Source organism: Polaromonas sp. P1_G1 (assembly GCF_056405595.1).
The window spans coordinates 75,863-93,824 of sequence record NZ_JBFUBU010000012.1; the positions used below are offsets into that span (position 1 = coordinate 75,863).

Here is a 17,962-nt window from a genome sequence, read left to right on the forward strand (position 1 = left end):
TAAGGAGTGCTGTCGCGAGCCCCGCATCCGCCCGAAAGAGGAGATTAAGGATGGACAGGACCCAATGGGCCAACACGCCCTAGTGCTCGCCCGGCGCGGCGCGAAGGCGCGACACCGTGGCGGGCAGGTCGCGCCAGGCGGGTTCGGCCGGCGCATAGCGGCTACGCATATAGCTTGCCAGCGCCGCGACCTGGGCATCGTCCAGGCTGTGGCGGAAGGCCGGCATGAAGCCGATGTCCGTGCCGGCGGGCGTGCGTATGCCTTCCAGAATCGTGCGGACTAGGTTGTCGGCTTGCGCGCTGTGCAAATTGCTGTTGAGCGCCAGCGGTACATTCACGCCGAGCAGGCGAGGACCGTCACCGTCGTGATGGCAGGAGGCGCAGGCGCCGTTGAACAGGCGCTGGCCTGGGCCCAGCAGGCCGGTGGCGGATTGCTGCGCGGACAGCACCACCTGCCTGGCGCGTTCGGCGCTTTCGGCCTCTGGAACGGGTTCGTTAAAAGACGCCAGGTAGGCGGCCATGGCGCGGATGTCTTCATCGGGCAATGCCGACAACTCCTTCACGACGGGCCCCATAGGACCGGCGGCGATGCCGTGCCGCGGCGCATACCCCTTGCGCAGGTAAGCGTAGAGTTCTGAAGATGTCCAGGGCACGGGCGCGCGCGACAGCGCCGTAAGCGCGGGCGCCTCCCAGCCGTCGACAGTGGCGCCGCCCAGGAAAGCCTTGCCGCCGCGCTCAGCGCCGAGGGCATTGCGCGGCGTATGGCAGGCGCCGCAATGCCCCAGGCCATTGACCAGGTAGGCGCCGCGATTCCATTCGGCGGTTTGCGCCGGGTCGGTTCGGTAGGGCGCGGGATCGTGGAACATCGCGTTCCAGCCGGCCATCAGGGGGCGCACGCTGAAGGGAAAGTCCAGCCGGGTGGCGGGCGGCGCCGAGCGCACGGCGGGCTGCGCCATGAGGTAAGCATACAGCGCGGTCAAGTCCTCGTCGCTGGCTTTGGCAAAGGCGGTGTAGGGAAACGCGGGGTACAGATAGCGGCCGTCGCGCGAAATACCTTCGCGCATCGCCCGCTGGAAAGCGCTGAAAGACCACAGCCCTATGCCGGTCTCCGGGTCGGGCGTGAGATTGGTCGTGATGATCTTCCCGAACGGCGTCTCCATTGCCCGGCCGCCGGCATTGGGGATGCCGCCCGGCGCGGTGTGGCAGACCACGCAGTCGCCGGCGGCCGCAAGCTGCCGGCCGCGCTCCAGCGTCGCGGCGGTGTAAATGGACGCGCCGGATGGCGCCACCGGCGTCATAGGCGCAATCGCCCCGCGCCCGCCCAGCAAGGCCCATGCGACACCAACCACCCCCGCCAGCAAGGCGCCGGCGCGTGACCATGCGCCCAGTCCCTTGGGCCAGGCCGCTCCCTCGGGCATGCGCTGGGCCCGGCGCGCGGGAAGCGGCAAGGCAGCCGGCTCGCCATCCGGCAAGGGGTTGAGCGCGGTGCGCACCACTTCTGGCGTGAACGGCGGCTGGCGAAAGCGCACGCCGGTGGCGTCAAAAATCGCATTGGCAATGGCCGCCGTACCCGGTATCGAGGACGACTCGCCCGCGCCCAGCGGCGGCTCGCCGGGGCGTGCCATGGTGACGACCTCGATCACCGGCACGTCGCGAAAATTCAGGATGGGATAGCTGCCCCACTCCAGGCCGACCACGGTGTTTTTGTTGGGCTCCACCGTCACCTGCTCGGTCAGGGCGCGGCTGGTGGCCTGCACCACGTTGCCGTGGATCTGGTGCTGCACGCCGGCGGGATTGATCAGCGTGCCGGCGTCATGCCCCACCACCACACGCCGCACATGCACCTCGCCGGTCTTGCGGTTGACCTCGACATCGGCCACCCAGGCGGCCCAGGCGGCGCCGAAGCCCGGCCACTTGCTGTGCATGTAGCGGGCATAGGCAAAGCCTTGCCCGTGCAGGATGTCCGTTGCTTCGCCCGACACGGCCTGCTGCCGCGGCTGGGTATGCGCGAGCCAGCCGGCGCGTTCCGCCGTGGTCCGCACGAGTTCGGCGGCGCGCGGCTCCTTGAGGTAGCGCAGGCGGAATTCGACCGGGTCCACGCCCGCGGCGGTGGCGAGCTCGTCGATATAGGATTCGTGCGCGAAGGAGTTGGGCAGCGCCGACACACCGCGCAGCCAGGAGGCGCGCAGCATGGGCGGCATATCGTTGACGGCGACACGCAGGTTCTCATAGTCGTAAGGCGGGCGCGCGGTGCGGTCGCCCATCTCGAAAGCCTGCGCGACCGGCTCCACGGTGCGCGTGAGCAACAGCGCCAGCGTGGGCGCGCCGTTGGACGGGTAGGAGGTCTGGAAATCGTAGGCCGCGACCGAGCCATCTTCATTGAGCCCGCCATTGACCTGCATCAGTTGCGCGGCACCCTTGGGCTCCCAGGCATGCTCCTGCTCGCGAGTCAGCTGCACGCGCACCGGGGCGCCGGCGGCACGCGACAGCAGCGCCGCGTCCGCCGCGACGTCATCGGCGCAGTTGCGGCCGTAGCAGCCGGCGGCCTCCATGCGAATGACGGCGATGTCGACATCGGCCAGGCCGGTCAGGCGCGAGAGGTCGGCGCGCAGCACATGGGGGTTCTGGGTGCCGGCCCAGACGGTCAATCGCTCCGGCTGCCAGTCGGCCACCGCGCAGGAGGGGCCTATGGAACCGTGCATCTGGTAGGGCCAGACATAGTTGCGCGCCAGCGATTGCGCGGCGCCCGCCATCGCGGCGTCCACGTCGCCCTCGTCGACGAGTTTGCGTTGGGTGGACGGGTTGTTGCGGATCGCCTGCTCGAGGTCGCCCAGATTCGGAAGCCCCGGCCAGGATTTCCATTGAACACGCAGCTCGCGCAGCGCCTGTTCGGCCTGCTCTTCGCGCTCCGCGACCACACCGACAAAGTCGCGTATCACCACCACACCGCGTATGCCCGGGATGTGGGAGATCGAAGATTCGTCCACCGACTCCAGCGTGTTGCCGATGAAATCGCCATGGTCGGCCCCGGCATAGGGCGGGCGCACCACGCGGCCGTGCAGCATGCCCGGCACGCGCATGTCGTGCACAAAGGTCAATGCGCCGGTGGCCTTGGCCGGAATGTCCACGCGCGGCGTGCTGGTGCCCACGATGCGGTAATCCACCGCCGCCTTGACGGGGGTGTCCAGCGCCAGCAGCAGTTGTGTGTGCTGCAGGGCCAGCAAGGCGCCATAGGCCACCGAGCGGCTTTCCTGGCCGGCCACGGACACATGGCCGTCCCGCACGGACAGCAGCGACGCATCCACCTGCAGCACGGCGGCGGCGCGTGCCAGCAGCCAGGCCCGCGCCTGCGCCGCTGCGGTGCGCAGGGGAACGGCGTGTATCTGGATGGAAGCGCTGGCGATGGTCGCGCCCTGGTTGGGCGCGCGCGTGGTGTCGCCCAGCACCATGTTGACCTGCTCCAGCGCAACGTCCAGTTCCTCCGCCACGATCTGGGCCAGCGCCGTGCGTATGCCGGTGCCGAGGTCCACATGGCCGTTGAGCGCCGTCACGCTGCCGTCGTCCCAGACGGCGACCAGGATTTCAACACCCTCCTGTGGATTTCCGCTGACCAACGCCGGCTGGCCATTGGCCTGCGGCGGCGGCGGGGGCGGCTCGCGCGTCACCAGCAGCACGCCGGCGGCTGCGTGGAAATCCGCGCGCGTGCGCGGCGTGTCGGCGCGGCGCGTCATGCCGCGCTCCCCGGGGCAAGGCCCTGCCGCGTCAGTTCGGCCGCGCGCAGCACGGCCTGCACGATCTCCAGGTGGGTGCCGCAGCGGCAGAGGTTGCCGGACAGTTCGCGGCGTATCTCATCCTCGCTGGGCGAGGGATTGCGCGCCAGCAGCGCCACCGTCATCATGATCATGCCGCTCAGGCAGTAGCCGCATTGGGCGGCCTGCGCCTCGATGAAAGCCTGCTGCACCGGATGCAGGGCCGCCGGCGTACCCAGGCCTTCCAGCGTGGTGATGTCGCGGCCGGCCACACCGCCCACCGGGATCACGCAGGCGCGTGCCGCCACGCCGTCGACCAGCACGGTGCAGGCGCCGCACTCCCCCAGGCCGCAGCCGTATTTCGGGCTGTTCAATTCGAGGTCGTTGCGCAGCACCGTCAGCAGGCAGGTATCGGCCGGAACCGGCAGCGAGTGCCGCACCCGGTTGACGCAAAGTGTGACGGCGTTCAATGTCATCGAATCAGGTTGCCGGCTGCGGTGTACATCTCAAGCTCCACAAAGCTGGACCCATTGTGATTGCCGGGGCCGTATTCCACACGAAAGTCGCCCATATCCAGGGTGCCCGCGCCTTCCAGGGCGGCGATGAAATTCTCGCGCGTCAGGTTGCGCCCGGCGCGGCGCAGTCCTTCGGTGAACACCTTGGCCGCAATATAGCCTTCCAGCACGGTGTAATTGTCACCCTCCCCGGCCGACGCGCCCACCGCCTTGCGATATTCCTTGACGATGCCATAGCGCTCCAGCGTGGGCGAAGGGACGATGCTGGCGGTGACGACGCCGCGCAAGGCGCCGTTAAGGCGCGTGGCCGAGGCTTTGGCATCGGCGAGGCCGACCGAGATGGTGTACAGCGGCGTCCCCAGACCGGCACCGCGCACGTCGCGAATCAGCACTTCGGACATGGTGCCGGCCATGATCATGATGATGACGTTCGGCGAGGCCTGCTTGAGCTGCGCAGCGATGTCCGTGGCGCTCTGTGCCGTGATCGCCATGGGCAGGGTCTTCACCAGCTGAAGCTTTTCGGCCTTGATGAGTTCCAGCAAGGTGTCCAGGTTTGACTTGCCGAAAACGCTGTCCTGGTAAACCACCGCCACCTTGTCGTTGCCCACCACCGCCAGTTGCTGGGTGATGCGGGCCAGTTCGGCCTTGTAGCTGGCCCGGACATGGAACAGGTAGCGGTTGTGCTTCAGCCGTATGGAAGTGGTCCCGACCAGCGGGGCGAACAGCGGGACCTTGGCTTCTTCGGCCATCGGCATGGCCGCGATCAGGTTGGCCGTGGCCACATAACCGATGAGCGCAAACACTTTGTTCTGCTCGATGAGCGTCCTGGTGTTCTCGGCCGTTCGCTTGGGATCGTAGCCATCATCAAGCGCCGTCAGTTGCAGCTTGCGCCCGAACAGGCCTCCGGCCTTGTTGATCTGCTCGAAGTACAGCTCGATGCCACGCCGGTAGTTGTTCCCGGTCGCCGCGACGGGCCCGCTGAATACCGCGGACTGGCCGATGGAGACCACCGTGTCGGTCACACCGGTCTCCGCGCGGGCGGGCCCTGCGGCGGCAAGGGCCAGGGCCAGCATGGCGGATGCCAGCCGGCGTGCATTCAGGATCAGCTTCATAAGATTCCCGGAGGTCAAAAAAGACAAACAGCTGTCACGTATTCATGGGATCGGGACCCGCGCGCCGCTCAGACACTCAGGTAGGCACGGCGCACTTCATCGTTGGCCGCCAGGTCGGCCATGGAGCCTTCGTAGCGAATCTGCCCCTTCTCAAGCACATAGGCCCGGTCGGACACCAGTTCGGCAAAATGCATGTTCTGCTCCGACAAAAGGATGCTGACCCCTTGGGCTTTCAGTTCAAGAATCATGTGGGCCATCTGCTCGACGATGACGGGCGCAACCCCTTCGGAAGGCTCATCGAGCAGCACCAGGTAAGGATTGCCCATCAAGGTTCGCGCCACGGTCAGCATCTGCTGCTCGCCGCCGCTCATGCGGCCGCCGGCGCGGCCCGGCATCTCGCCGAGGTTGGGAAACAACTTGAAGAGGCGCTCCGGCGTCCAGAGGGGCGCTTCGCCGCCGTCGGGCCAGCGCCGCGCGGCCTGGCGCCCGACCTCGAGGTTCTCCGTCACCGTCAGGTCGGTGAAGATGCGCCTGTCTTCCGGCACAAAGCCCAGTCCCATGCGAGCCGCGTGGTGCGGCTCACTCTTTGAGATGTCCTGGCCCAGAAAGGACACGCTGCCGCGCCGCTTGTCGAGCATGCCGATCAAGGCCTTCAGCGTCGTCGATTTCCCGGCGCCGTTGCGCCCCATCAAGGCAACGACTTCGCCGCGCCGAACGTCAAGGCCGACGTCAAACAGGATCTGGGCGGCGCCATACCAGGCCGACAGGCCCGTGGCCTGCAACAAAACATCTTTCGCGGTGGCCATCAGGCGGCTTCCTTTACAAGGGCTTTTTTCTCGAAGGTCTTGCCGCTGCCGAAATAGACTTCCTGGACCTTGGGGTGGTCGCGAATCTCCAGAGGCTTGCCTTCCGCGATCAGCCGTCCGCGTGCCAGCACGATCATGCGGTCGGCATAGGCGAAGACCACGTCCATGCTGTGCTCGGTGAAGAGCACCGCCATGCCCCGGTCTATGACCAATTGCTTGGTCAGGGCCATCAGGTCATTGCGCTCCCGGGGCGCCATGCCCGCGGTGGGCTCATCCATCAGCAGCAGCTTGGGGTTGTTGGCCATGGCCATCGCCAGCTCCACGCGTTTGACGTCGCCATATGCCAGCACGCTGCAGGGCCGGTCGGCCTGGGCCTTCATATTGACCTGTTCAAGCAGTGCGAGCGCTTCGTCGCGCTTGTGGTCCGCGGCGCGGCGCCACATGGAAAACAATTTGTGGTCCGCCGACAGCAGCGTCATCTGCACGTTCTCCACCACCGTGAGCGAGGAAAACGTCTCGGCGATCTGGAAGGTCCGGCTGACGCCGCGCCGCCAGATGTCGCGCGGCGCCAGGCCCACGAGCTCCTGGGAATCCAGCTGGATGGAGCCGCTGTCCGCGCGCAGCTGGCCGTTCACCATGTTGAAGGTGGTCGACTTGCCCGCGCCGTTGGGGCCTATCAGGGCCAGCAATTCGCCGGCGGCGAGTTCGAAGTTGATGCCGTCCACCGCCCGGACGCCGCCGAACGATTTCCCCAGGCCCGTGACCTTGAGCAAGCTCATGACTTTTCCTCCGCCGCGCCGCGCCGGTTGGCCAGCAGCTGTTTGACAAACCCCGCAATCCCCTGCGGGAACAGCAACACCAGGATCAGGATGATGGCGCCCAGCATCGCGCGCCAGTAGTCGGTATTGCGCGCCACGGTGTCGTGCAGCCAGGTGAAGGTGACGGCGCCGACCACCGGCCCGACCAATGTCTGGATGCCGCCCAGCAGCACCATCACCAGCCCGTCGATGGATTTGCTCACATGCAGGCTCTCCGGCGAGATGCTGCCCTTGGAGAAGGCGTAAAGCGCGCCGGCCAGGCCGGCAAAAGCCCCCGCGATCACGAACGCCACCCATTGCATGCGCTTGACATTCATGCCGATGGCGTCCGAGCGCAGCACCGAGTCGCGCGCCGCACGCATGCCGTAGCCAAAGGGCGAATAAAGCATCCGGTGCATAAAAAGCACCGCCCCCACGACCAGGACGAGGGTCAGGTAGTAATACACCCGTTTGTCGGCCAGCCACTGTGCGGGCCACACGCCGGTCAAGCCGTTGCTGCCGCCGGTGAAAGCATCCCACTGGTAGCAGATGGCCCAGGTGATCTGCGCAAAGGCCAGCGTCAGCATGGCCAGGTAGACACCGGACAGGCGCACGCAGAACCAGCCGTAGACAAAAGCGCCCAGCGCCGCCACCAGGGGCGCGACCACCAGCGCCACTTCCATGGGCAAGTTCAAGCTTCGCACCAGCAACGCGGCGCCATAGGCCCCCAGGCCGAAGTAAGCCGCATGTCCGAAGGAATGCATGCCGGCGGGCCCCATGATGAAGTGCAGGCTGGCCGCGAACAGCACTGCCACCAGCAAATCGATCAGCAGCACGGTGACGTAGGGCGATTGCGCCGACAGCGCGGGCGTCAAGACCAGCACCAGCAACAAGGCCGCGCCCCCGAACTTGTAGAGCCGCTGCGGCGGGCGCAGGGGTTGCTCGGCCGTTCCCGCGTGGCGGCTGGGGGCCTGCGGCCGGCCGAACAAACCCCAGGGCCGGGCCACCAGCACCACGGCCATGACCAGGAACTCCACCACCAATGTCAATTTTGAAAAGGAAATGCTGATGCCGGCAATCTCCACCAGGCCCAGCCAGATGCAGATCGCCTTGAGTTCGGCGATCAGCAGCGCCGCCACATAGGCGCCCGGGATCGAGCCCATGCCGCCCACCACGACCACCACGAAGGCGGCGCCGATGATGTTGAGGTCCATCTCGAGGTTGGCGGGCTCGCGCGGCAGCTGCAGCGCGCCGCCCAGGCCGGCCAGCAAGGCGCCCAGCGCGAACACGGCGGTGAACAGCCAGGCCTGGTTGACGCCGAGCGCGCTCACCATCTCGCGGTCCTGGGTGGCGGCCCTTACCAGCGTGCCCCAGCGCGTCTTGGTGAGCAGCAGCCAGAGCAGTCCCAGCACAACAGGGCCGGCCACGATCAGGAAAAGATCGTAAGAAGGAAATTGCCGCCCGAGGATGGAGACCGAACCGGTCAGGCCGGGCGCGCGCRGGCCCAGCAGCTCTTCCGCGCCCCAGAACCAGAGCACGCCGTCCTTGATCACCAGGCCCAGGGCAAAAGTGGCCAACAGCTGAAACAGTTCCGGCGCGCGGTAGATGCGGCGCAGCAACAGGATTTCCACCAGCGCGCCCAGCACGCCGACGGCCAGCGCCGCGATCAGGAGGGCCGGCCAGAAGCCCAGGGTGCTGCCCAGCGCGCGCACCAGCGAATAGGCGACATAAATGCCGACCATGAAGAAGGAGCCGTGCGCGAAGTTGACGATGCGCGTGACGCCGAAGATCAGCGACAGCCCCGCCGCCACCAGGAACAGCGAGGACGCCCCGGCCAGGCCGTTGAGCAACTGCACGATAAAGCCTGAAAAGCTCATGAATAGACCTTTATTGCGGGAAACTGACAGCCTGCGGGCACCAGGGCGCACCCGCCGCATCGCGGCGGCGGCCCCTGTGCATCCGGCAGGCCGGCGCGCCCGTGCTTTTAATCGGCGGCGCGCATCTTCTTGACTTCGGCGGCGCTGGGTTGCACTTTGGCGCCGTCGATGTAGCGGTAGTCCACCATCACACCTTTGCCGCCTTCATTCTTGGTGCGGCCCACATAAGCGCCCATGGTGGACTGGTGGTCTTCCGGGCGGAAGACCGCGGGGCCGAAAGGCGTCGTCACATTCAGGCCCCGGAAAGCCGTGATCAACTTCTCGGTATCGGTGGACTTGGCTTTCTTCATGCCCTCGGCCAGCGATTTGATGGCGGTGTAGCCGACGACCGAGCCCAGGCGCGGATAGTCCTTGTACTTGCCGTGATAGGCCAGGAAGAAGGCCTTGTGCTCAGGCGTCTGGATGCCGTACCACGGATAGCCGGTCACCACCCAGCCGTTGGGCGTTTCTTCCTTGAGGGGGTCCAGGTACTCGGGCTCGCCGGTCAGCAGGCTCACGACTTCGCGGCCCTGGAACAGGCCCCGGGTATTGCCCTCGCGCACGAACTTCGAAAGGTCGGCCCCGAACAGCACGTTGAAGATGGCGTCCGGCTTGGCGTCGGCCATGGCCTGCACCACGCTGCCGGAATCAACCTTTCCCAGGGGCGGGGCCTGTTCGGCCACAAATTCGACGTCCGGTTGAGCTGCCTTCAAAAGTGTCTTGAAGGTTGCCGCCGCCGACTGCCCGTACTCGTAGTTGGGATACACCACCGCCCAGCGCTTTTTCTTCATCGCGGCGGCTTCCGGCACCAGCATCGCGACCTGCATATAGGTCGAGGTGCGCAGGCGGAAGGTATAGCGGTTGCCGTTTTGCCAGACGATCTTGTCCGTCAGCGGCTCGGCCGCCAGGAAGAAGAACTTCTTCTGCTTGGCGAAGTCGGTCAGCGCCAGGCCGATGTTGGAGAGAAAGGAGCCGGTCAGCACGTCGACCTTCTCGCGCGAGACCAGTTCCTCGGCCGCGCGCACTGCGTCACCGGGGTTGGCGTTGTCGTCGCGGATGATCAGTTGCACCTTCTTCCCATTGATGCCGCCCGCGGCGTTCAGTTCCTCGACGGCCAGCTCCATGCCCTTCTTGTAGGGCTCCAGGAAAGCCGGCTGGGCCTTGTAGCTGTTGATCTCGCCGATCTTGATGACGCCTTGCGCATGCGCCGCCATCATCGAAGCCATCAGACCCAGCAAGGTCACGGCGCTCAGCATCTTGTGGTGCATCTTCATAAATACTCCTGTTTGTCGTGGATCGGATGGAAGGTTGACAGAGGCCCGCATCAGCGCAGCCCGTCCTCGCCCTTGATTTCGTGGACCTGCAATCCGCCCACGCGCGGTAGTGGCCGGCCACTGTCTGTGACGACGACAGCAACCACAATTTCATTGGCGCGCGGCGCATCGGCCACGCGTGCTTCCATGGCATCAAAGTGGCTGCGCACGAAGGCCGCATCCTTGTGCCCCAGCGGTACATCAATCGCGGTGCCCAGGCCGCCGCGCTTTTTGCTCGACGGCACCAGGGCCGCGCCTTTTTCCACCGCAAGCCGCAAGGGCGCGCCGAGCTTGGGGTGCAGGATGGCCGCGGCATGCTCGAGCTCACCGGCCTCGCCCACAATCGCGGCCTTGCCGTAGCTTTGCGCCTGGCCCGGCGCGATGCCCAGGGCCTGCACGCACTTCTGTCCGAGCAAGCCGCCGAGTTCTTCGCCGATGGCGATCAGCTCGTCAAGCTTTTCCACGTAGGTCCCGGCAAAGGGGTTTTCAATCACGGCCATCGCCAGCGCCCTGCGCGTCGGTGGGTTGACGGTTTTCCCCATTTCGATGAGCGTCTCATCGACCTGCACAATGATTTTCCTGATCTTCGCTGCCATGGTGTTTCCTTGTCTCAATGTGTGTAGGTGCTGGCCACGCCTTGCTCAGCGCAAGCCGTCCCATTTGGCGATCGCGCTCGCGGCCAGGCCGCCGACGCGCGCATGGATGCGCGGGCCCGTGCCCATCGCAAGGATGAAGACGATTTCGTCGGGCAGCGGTGCGCCCGGCACGCGTACTTCGATCGCGTCGAAATGGCTGCGCACATAGCTGGCGTTGACGTGCGTCATCGGCACATCGAGCGCCGTGCCCGGGCCGCCCACTTTTTTGGTGGAGGGCACGATGGACAGCGCGTTGCCGGGTTGCCCGGTTTTCTCTTCGGCCTGGCCTTTGGCATAGGCGTTGCGGTCGCCCTTCCAGCCCAGCAATTCCCGCATGGCATAACCGCCCGGCACATGCCAGAGCGCGCCGTGCTCGAGTTCCCCGCCCGCACCGACGATGGCGCCCTTGCCATAGCTCTCGATGCGGTCCGCCGGAACGTCCATCGCGGCGCGCAGGCGCTGGGCCATGTCGATGCCGACGGGCTGGAGCGCATCCATCATCGGCAGGATGTCGGCCTCATAACGCCCGGCGAAGGGGTTGGCCAGCACCGCGGCAATCGTGCCGCGCAGCAGCGGCGTGGCCGCCTCGGGGCCGAATTCGTGCCGTATCTGCTCCACGTGCGTAAAGATGCGCCTGATTTCGATCATGGTTGAAGGTCCATTCATTTCATTAAGCAAATACCGAACCAACTTGCCGGCCGGCGGGATGGTTTTCGAGCCTTTGCACCGAGCCACCGTCGGCGGTGCTCATGAACTGCTTCTGGCACACCAGCACCGCCGACCAGATCAGGCCCGCCGCGCGCAAGGTCTGGGCGCGCTTGAGGCCCGCATGCAGCGCGCGGCTTACCAGCTCCGGCTCCAGCGGCGGCACGTCGACGGTGACGGGAATGGCGCCGAGGTCGCTGTCGTCTTTGAGCTCGCAGGCCGGCCTGCGCAGGATGCGCGCATCGGCAAGGTCCACCGCGTTCGCAATCACGGTCGCGGCCGCGTCGGCTTCAGCGGCCGTGCGCGCCAGCACGGTCACGCTGTCGGCGATGCCCAATGAAAAACTGCGGCCGCGCCACCCGCTGGTGGCCACACCGCGCACGGGCAGCGCGCTGTCGACCTCGAACTGCCCGTCGGTTTGCACGCCATGCAGAATTTCATCCACGCCGAGGCTGGCGAGGTCCGCATAGAGGCCGATCCGCACCGACTGCGAAGGCGCGAGATGCAGCGCGATGTCGCCGCCGTTGTTGACCCAGGCCCGCGTGACGCCGCTTGCCGCGTAGCAGGCGACCAGTTCTTGCGCCACCGCGCCGGCCACCGCGGCCATGGGGGTGATAAAGCCGCTCCTGTAGGGCCGGCATGCATGCCACATGCGCCGCGCCACCGGACCGCGCAGCGGACACGGCCCTTGCACGGGTTGCCGCAGGACGGCCAGCTCTTGCACCAGTTCCCCGAGAATGCCGCTGAAGCGCTGCCAGGCCTGGTCATGCGCCGCCTCCACCGCCGCCGGGATGCCATGGGCGCCGATGACGATGTCCATCGGCCCATGCTGGAAATGCCAGCGGCCGTCGGGCAATTGCGTGCGTTGGGCGTTCATGGCGGAAGGCCTTAGCCCAGCAGCGGCGGACGGGCCAGCGGCCAGGGGTTGGCTGCCGGCAATGCGGCCCATGCCAGGGCCGTGGGCGCGCCTTCGTTGTGCCAGGCTCCCCGGTGCAGCGCCTCCTCCAGCGTGCGCACGTGGTCCATGTGGCCGCCCAGCGCGCGGTAGTCATCCAGTTTCATGCTGAATTCAATCGGCGCGACGATGGCCGGCGTGGGCACGGTGCCAAAACTGTTGTCCGGCATGCGCATGACGTCGGCCATCACCGTGATCCCGCCGCCCGGCCAGACGTAGGCCGGCGCGCCGCCGCAAGTGACATTCACCAGCGCGTCCTTGATGGCTCGCGTCAGCAGCACCGGGTTTTCCGTGACGCCGGCGCGCAGGCTGCCGCCCGCGCCGCCAAGGAAGAGCACGGTCGAGAGGGAGGGCTCGCAGTTCTCGCCGATACGTTCGACGATGCGACGCACTTCCGGCGGCATCTCCCGCTCGACCGGATTGAGCGCTTCATCGAGCACATACCAGCTCGCATGCTCGCCGGTGGTGGAGGTCATCAGCAGGCGCAGGCCAGGCCGGGCCACGGCGGCATCCCAGCTTTCGATGATGGACAGCGGGTCGGCAATGTCCGTCCCGCCCCAGCCCGTGCCGGGATTGGCCACCTGGAAGTAGCGCCCCGGCGTCGACTTGCGCCCCCGCATCTTGATGCCGGAGGGCGGCATGTCCAGGCAACGGCCGGCCTGGTGCTCGGTCAGCACGCCGGTGATGTGGTCATCGACGACCACGACCTCGTCGAGCTTGCCGAACAATTGCTTGGCAAAGATTCCGACAGTGGCCGAGCCGCAGCCCACGCGCATGCGCTTTTCTTCCACGCCGTTGACGATGGGCGCCCGGCCCGCCTGGATCAGGATTTGCGAGCCGCCGTCGATGGTGAATTCGACGGCCTGCTTGTTGCCCAGCGCCTTCATCATCTCGACCGTCACGCGGCCTTCCTTCTTGCTGCCGCCGGTCAGGTGATGCACGCCGCCCAGCGACAGCATCTGCGATCCGTACTCCGCCGTCGTCACATGGCCGACGACTTCGCCCTTGCAGCGCACGTTGGCCTGCTCGGCGCCCAGGAAGCGGTCCGTGTCTATCTTCACCTTGAAGCTGCAGTAGCTGAAAATCCCCTCGGTGACGACGGTGACCAGGTCGACGCCCGCCGCCTTCGACGACACGATGAAGGGCGCGGGCTTGTAGTCGGGGTAGGTCGTCGATGAGCCGACGCCGGTGACGAAGACCTCGTCGGCCAGCAGCAGGTCGCCGCTCCAGGCCGGGGCCGCGGCGGGCAGGCCTTCGGCAGCGGCATCTTCCGGCGCGGACGGCAAGTCAGCCTCACGCCCGGCAAAGGGAACCAGCTGCGGCTCCGAGCCCGACAAAGTACGGCGCAGCAGCAACACGGGATCCACACGCACCAGGGTGCCGCCATGGTTGGCGTAGCGGTCGCACGCGCCGCTGCGGCCGTCCGATATCTGGCACAGCACCGGACAGGCGTTGCACTCGATCTTCTCGCTGTTCATCCGCTCATTGCGCGGCCTGGCCTTTTCCAGCACCTGGGGGAAGGCCAGGGCATCCATGCCCGGCAGGCCGTCCGTCTTCGTGTGTTCGGTCATCGTGTTCGCCTTGTTCGCTTCGGCCCCATCGTGGGGCGCAATCCCCAATGTAGTGCACACTTAATTTACATGTTGCATTTACTACATTTAAATTCAATGTAGCGGATACGGAATTGCCGCGCAATAGGATTTGCACCGCGATTCTGAATATTTTTTAAAAAATGTTGCAGGCACTTAACTTAAATGTTGCGTTCACTACATTAATGTGGCACATTGCCTCCATCAACGACCAGCGGCCCGCGCAACCGCGCCACAAAGGAGCTCTTGTGACCCACGTAGTGACCGACGCCTGCATCAAATGCAAGTACACCGACTGTGTGGACGTCTGTCCTGTGGACTGCTTCAAGCAGGGCCCTGATTTCCTGGTCATCGACCCGGACGAATGCATAGACTGCGCCGTCTGTATTCCGGAATGTCCCGTCAATGCCATTTATGCGGACACGGACACGCCCGAGCAGTTCAAACCCTTCCTGGAGATCAATGAAAGGCTTGCGAAGCTGTGGCCCACCATTTCGAAGCGCACCGCCCCCCTGCCGGACGCCGAGCAGTGGAAAGACAAAACCAACAAGCTGGCAGGCCTGGATCTCGGCTGAAATATCTGGTCCGGCCTGCAGCTCTTCAAGCGACGACTCTTTAATCAACACACCACCATGAGCGCATTCAACGAAGAAACCGTCTTGTCCGTCCACCACTGGACCGACCGCCTGTTTACCTTTACCACCACCCGCGACACCTCGCTGCGCTTCAGCAACGGGCACTTCACCATGATCGGGCTCAGGGTCAACGACAAACCGCTGCTGCGCGCCTACAGCATCGTGAGCCCCAACCATGAGGAGCACCTGGAGTTCCTCAGCATCAAGGTGGCGGAAGGCCCCCTGACCTCGCGCCTGCAGCACATCCAGGTCGGCGACAAGATCATCGTCGGGCGCAAGCCCACCGGCACGCTGGTCATCGACTACCTGCTGCCCGGCAAGCGCCTGTACCTGCTCTCGACCGGCACCGGCCTGGCGCCGTTCATGAGCATCATCCGGGACCCGGCGACCTACGAACAATTCGAGCAGATCGTGCTGGTCCACGGCGTTCGCCAGGCCGACGAGCTGGCCTATCACGACCTGGTCGTCGACCACCTGCCCCAACACGAATTTCTCGGCGAGTTGATCTCCAGACAACTGCTGTACTACCCCACCGTCACGCGGGAGGCCTACCGCAACATGGGGCGCGTCACCGACCTGATCGAAAGCGGGAAGATGCTGGCGGACCTGAACTTGCCGCCACTGGACCCGGCGCATGACCGGGTCATGATCTGCGGCAGCCCCGGGATGCTCAAGGACCTCAAGCACATGCTCGAAGGCCGGGGATTTGCGGAAGGCAATACCTCCAGGCCGGGAGACTTCGTCATTGAGCGCGCCTTCGCCGAGCAGTGAGGGTGGCCCGGCGCTTGCTTCTCCGCGTCATACACTGCTCAGGAAACCGGCTTCCAAGGCAACTCCCGCCCCATCACCTGTAAAACGCGACTGGACATCCCTACATGACAGCGAAGACAGCTAAAACCCCAAAACCGCGTGCCGCGGCGCCAAAACGCGCGGCAGCCAAGCGGCCCGGCGCACGGGAACAGGCAGCGCAAACCACGCGCGACAACATCCTGCGCGCGGCAACGAAAGTCTTCGCGCGCTACGGCTATGACGGCGGCAGCGTGGAGAAAATCTCCAAATCGGCCAAGTCATTCGACCGCATGATTTATTACTACTTCGGCAGCAAGGAAGGCTTGTTCATCGAGGTTCTCGAAGACATGTACCGCCGCATGAACGACGCGGAGCTGGAGCTGTCGCTGGACATCGAGCACCCCGTGGAATCCCTGACCGACGTCATCTGCTTCGTGGTCTCCTATTACAGCAAGAACCCCGAATTCATCACGCTGCTCAATACAGAGAACCTGCATCGCGGCAAGCACATCGCCAAATCGCAGCGCGCCCGGGACTACTCGTCCCCCGCCATCGCCATCATCCGGCAACTGCTGGAGAGCGGCGCGCGCAAGAAAATTTTCCGCGCGGACATTTCCGCCCGCAATGTCTACCTGCTGATCGCCGCCACCGGTTATTTCTACATCTCCAACCGCCACACGCTGTCGGCCTTCCTCGGCGAAGACCTGCAGACGCCCGAGGCACTGGCCGAATGGCAGGCTTTCATCATCAGCACCGTGCTACGCACCGTCATGCTGAATCCCTGATCCCCCACACATTTGAAAAGAGGCCACCCATGGCGGAAGCAGCATCAACCGGCAAGTCGGGAAAAGTCGTCATCCAGAACATCGGCTTGCTGCTGTCCGGCGACATAGACCACCCCATCCTGGACGCCGACACCATCGTCGTGAACGACGGGCTGATCGTGGCCGTCGGCAAGGCCAAGGACTGCGACACCGCGCATGCGCAGACCGTGATCGATGCCCACCAGACCTGCGTGGCGCCCGGCCTGATCGACAGCCATGTGCACCCGGTCTTCGGCGACTGGACACCGCGCCAGAACCAGATCGGCTGGATAGATTCGACCATGCACGGCGGCGTCACCACCATGATCTCAGCCGGCGAGGTTCACCTGCCGGGGCGCCCCAAAGACATCGTCGGCCTCAAGGCGCTGGCCATCACCGCGCAGCGCGCCTTCGACAACTTCCGCCCGGGCGGCGTCAAGGTGCTGGCCGGTGCGCCCATCATTGAAAAAGGCATGACCGAACAGGACTTCAAGGACCTGGCCGAGGCCGGCGTGACGCTGCTCGGCGAAGTCGGCCTGGGTTCCGTCAAGGCGGGCTACGAAGCCAAGGAAATGGTGGGCTGGGCACGCAAGTACGGCATCCAGAGCACCATCCACACCGGCGGCCCGTCGATTCCGGGCTCCGGCCTGATCGACAAGGACGTGGTGCTGGAAGCCGACGCGGACGTAATAGGCCACATCAACGGCGGACACACGTCACTGTCGGAGACGCATGTCTGCGAACTCTGCGAGAAGTCGTCGCGCGCGATCGAGATCGTTCACAACGGCAACGAGAAGGTCGCCATCGCCGCCGCCCAGGCAGCGCTGCAGCTCAAGTGCCCACACCGCGTCATCCTGGGAACCGACGGCCCCGCCGGTTCGGGCGTCCAGCCGCTGGGCATGTTGCGCCTGATCTCCCTGCTCTGCAGCCTCGGAAACATCCCGCCGGAATTGGCCTTCTGTTTTGCCACCGGCAACACGGCACGCATCCGCAAGCTCAACTGCGGGCTGATAGAACCCGGCCGCGACGCCGACTTTGTCTTCATGGACAAAGCCCAGCACTCCGCCGGGCGGGACATCCTCGACAGCATCCAGCGCGGTGACATCCCGGGCGTCGGCATGGTGATGATCGACGGCCTGGTGCGCTGCGGCCGCAGCCGCAACACGCCGCCGGCCACACAAATCCCCAGCATCGTCGCGGCCTGAAGCCGTCCCGATTTTTTCTTGTGCGGGGATAGCCCTGCGCGTCTTTTATTCATAAACCGTCAAGGAATTGATCAATGAAGGTCTTGGTCCCCGTCAAGCGTGTAGTCGACTACAACGTGAAAGTCCGCGTCAAATCCGATGGAACCGGTGTCGACATCGCCAACGTCAAGATGAGCATGAACCCGTTTGACGAGATCGCCGTCGAGGAAGCCACCCGCCTGAAGGAAAAAGGCGTGGTCACCGAGGTGATCGCCGTCAGCTGCGGCGTGCTGCAGTGCCAGGAAACCCTGCGCACCGCCATGGCCATAGGCGCCGACCGCGCCATCCTGGTCGAGACCGCCGAAGAACTGCAGCCCCTGGCCGTCGCCAAGCTGCTCAAGGCCCTGGTCGAAAAAGAACAACCCCAGCTCGTCATCCTTGGCAAGCAGGCCATTGACGA

The 17,962-nt window shown here is 65.4% G+C and carries 16 protein-coding genes; 5 read left to right on the top strand and 11 right to left on the bottom strand.

The window, feature by feature from the left end:
* Nucleotides 1-79: 79 nt before the first annotated feature.
* The 11 genes from AC1D1Y_RS08255 to AC1D1Y_RS08305 form a co-directional block, all read right to left on the bottom strand.
* Complete coding sequence (locus AC1D1Y_RS08255) at nt 80-3,730, bottom strand: molybdopterin cofactor-binding domain-containing protein (protein ID WP_477681915.1); 3,651 nt, start codon at nt 3,728-3,730, stop codon at nt 80-82.
* Nucleotides 3,727-4,224, bottom strand: a complete 498-nt coding sequence (locus AC1D1Y_RS08260; protein ID WP_477681916.1) for a (2Fe-2S)-binding protein — start codon at nt 4,222-4,224, stop codon at nt 3,727-3,729. Before AC1D1Y_RS08260 ends, AC1D1Y_RS08255 begins: the two co-directional genes overlap by 4 nt.
* The gene (locus AC1D1Y_RS08265) at nt 4,221-5,375 is read right to left on the bottom strand and encodes an ABC transporter substrate-binding protein (protein WP_477681917.1); all 1,155 of its coding nucleotides are present in this window, start codon (nt 5,373-5,375) and stop codon (nt 4,221-4,223) included. Before AC1D1Y_RS08265 ends, AC1D1Y_RS08260 begins: the two co-directional genes overlap by 4 nt.
* A gap of 68 nt (nt 5,376-5,443) precedes the next feature.
* Nucleotides 5,444-6,181, bottom strand: coding sequence for an ABC transporter ATP-binding protein (locus AC1D1Y_RS08270; RefSeq protein ID WP_477681918.1), 738 nt, complete (start codon nt 6,179-6,181; stop codon nt 5,444-5,446).
* Nucleotides 6,181-6,960 carry an ABC transporter ATP-binding protein gene (locus tag AC1D1Y_RS08275; RefSeq protein WP_477681919.1) on the bottom strand — a complete coding sequence of 260 codons (780 nt, stop codon included), beginning with the start codon at nt 6,958-6,960 and terminating at the stop codon, nt 6,181-6,183. Before AC1D1Y_RS08275 ends, AC1D1Y_RS08270 begins: the two co-directional genes overlap by 1 nt.
* The gene (locus tag AC1D1Y_RS08280) at nt 6,957-8,855 is read right to left on the bottom strand and encodes an ABC transporter permease (RefSeq protein ID WP_477681920.1); all 1,899 of its coding nucleotides are present in this window, start codon (nt 8,853-8,855) and stop codon (nt 6,957-6,959) included. The genes AC1D1Y_RS08275 and AC1D1Y_RS08280 overlap by 4 nt, the downstream gene beginning before the upstream one ends.
* Nucleotides 8,856-8,962: 107 nt before the next feature.
* On the bottom strand, nt 8,963-10,162 hold the full coding sequence (locus tag AC1D1Y_RS08285) for an ABC transporter substrate-binding protein (protein WP_477681932.1): 1,200 nt from the start codon (nt 10,160-10,162) through the stop codon (nt 8,963-8,965).
* 56 nt (nt 10,163-10,218) lie between these two features.
* Nucleotides 10,219-10,803 (bottom strand): amino acid synthesis family protein, encoded by a 585-nt coding sequence (locus AC1D1Y_RS08290; RefSeq protein WP_477681921.1) that lies wholly within the window; start codon nt 10,801-10,803, stop codon nt 10,219-10,221.
* Nucleotides 10,804-10,848: 45 nt separating this feature from the next.
* Nucleotides 10,849-11,490, bottom strand: coding sequence for an amino acid synthesis family protein (locus AC1D1Y_RS08295; protein WP_477681922.1), 642 nt, complete (start codon nt 11,488-11,490; stop codon nt 10,849-10,851).
* A 22-nt stretch (nt 11,491-11,512) separates the two neighbouring features.
* Nucleotides 11,513-12,424: a UPF0280 family protein gene (locus tag AC1D1Y_RS08300; RefSeq protein ID WP_477681923.1), complete on the bottom strand. Its 912-nt coding sequence runs from the start codon at nt 12,422-12,424 to the stop codon at nt 11,513-11,515.
* An 11-nt stretch (nt 12,425-12,435) separates the two neighbouring features.
* Nucleotides 12,436-14,073 (bottom strand): 6-hydroxynicotinate reductase, encoded by a 1,638-nt coding sequence (locus tag AC1D1Y_RS08305; protein WP_477681924.1) that lies wholly within the window; start codon nt 14,071-14,073, stop codon nt 12,436-12,438.
* Between the two features lie 266 nt (nt 14,074-14,339).
* On the opposite strand from AC1D1Y_RS08305, the gene fdxA reads away from it, so the two are divergent.
* From fdxA to AC1D1Y_RS08330, 5 genes are all read left to right on the top strand, one after another.
* Nucleotides 14,340-14,666 (top strand): ferredoxin FdxA, encoded by a 327-nt coding sequence (fdxA, locus tag AC1D1Y_RS08310; protein WP_477681925.1) that lies wholly within the window; start codon nt 14,340-14,342, stop codon nt 14,664-14,666.
* 57 nt (nt 14,667-14,723) lie between these two features.
* Nucleotides 14,724-15,497 (top strand): ferredoxin--NADP reductase, encoded by a 774-nt coding sequence (locus AC1D1Y_RS08315; RefSeq protein ID WP_477681926.1) that lies wholly within the window; start codon nt 14,724-14,726, stop codon nt 15,495-15,497.
* A gap of 104 nt (nt 15,498-15,601) precedes the next feature.
* Complete coding sequence (locus AC1D1Y_RS08320; protein WP_477681927.1) at nt 15,602-16,300, top strand: TetR family transcriptional regulator; 699 nt, start codon at nt 15,602-15,604, stop codon at nt 16,298-16,300.
* A 29-nt stretch (nt 16,301-16,329) separates the two neighbouring features.
* Entirely contained in the window at nt 16,330-17,523 is a 1,194-nt protein-coding gene (locus AC1D1Y_RS08325; RefSeq protein WP_477681928.1) for an amidohydrolase family protein, read from the top strand.
* 74 nt (nt 17,524-17,597) lie between these two features.
* Nucleotides 17,598-17,962 (top strand): electron transfer flavoprotein subunit beta/FixA family protein (locus AC1D1Y_RS08330; protein WP_477681929.1); only part of this gene is annotated, 365 nt, incomplete at its 3' end.

Excerpts from the sequence above, each read along its gene's own strand:
- AC1D1Y_RS08255 (WP_477681915.1), bottom strand. The coding sequence starts at position 3,730 with ATGACGCGCCGCGCCGACACGCCGCGCACGCGCGCGGATTTCCACGCA.
- AC1D1Y_RS08260 (WP_477681916.1), bottom strand. The coding sequence starts at position 4,224 with ATGACATTGAACGCCGTCACACTTTGCGTCAACCGGGTGCGGCACTCG.
- AC1D1Y_RS08265 (WP_477681917.1), bottom strand. The coding sequence starts at position 5,375 with ATGAAGCTGATCCTGAATGCACGCCGGCTGGCATCCGCCATGCTGGCC.
- AC1D1Y_RS08270 (WP_477681918.1), bottom strand. The coding sequence starts at position 6,181 with ATGGCCACCGCGAAAGATGTTTTGTTGCAGGCCACGGGCCTGTCGGCC.
- AC1D1Y_RS08275 (WP_477681919.1), bottom strand. The coding sequence starts at position 6,960 with ATGAGCTTGCTCAAGGTCACGGGCCTGGGGAAATCGTTCGGCGGCGTC.
- AC1D1Y_RS08285 (WP_477681932.1), bottom strand. The coding sequence starts at position 10,162 with ATGCACCACAAGATGCTGAGCGCCGTGACCTTGCTGGGTCTGATGGCT.
- AC1D1Y_RS08290 (WP_477681921.1), bottom strand. The coding sequence starts at position 10,803 with ATGGCAGCGAAGATCAGGAAAATCATTGTGCAGGTCGATGAGACGCTC.
- AC1D1Y_RS08295 (WP_477681922.1), bottom strand. The coding sequence starts at position 11,490 with ATGATCGAAATCAGGCGCATCTTTACGCACGTGGAGCAGATACGGCAC.
- AC1D1Y_RS08300 (WP_477681923.1), bottom strand. The coding sequence starts at position 12,424 with ATGAACGCCCAACGCACGCAATTGCCCGACGGCCGCTGGCATTTCCAG.
- AC1D1Y_RS08305 (WP_477681924.1), bottom strand. The coding sequence starts at position 14,073 with ATGACCGAACACACGAAGACGGACGGCCTGCCGGGCATGGATGCCCTG.
- AC1D1Y_RS08315 (WP_477681926.1), top strand. The coding sequence starts at position 14,724 with ATGAGCGCATTCAACGAAGAAACCGTCTTGTCCGTCCACCACTGGACC.
- AC1D1Y_RS08320 (WP_477681927.1), top strand. The coding sequence starts at position 15,602 with ATGACAGCGAAGACAGCTAAAACCCCAAAACCGCGTGCCGCGGCGCCA.
- AC1D1Y_RS08325 (WP_477681928.1), top strand. The coding sequence starts at position 16,330 with ATGGCGGAAGCAGCATCAACCGGCAAGTCGGGAAAAGTCGTCATCCAG.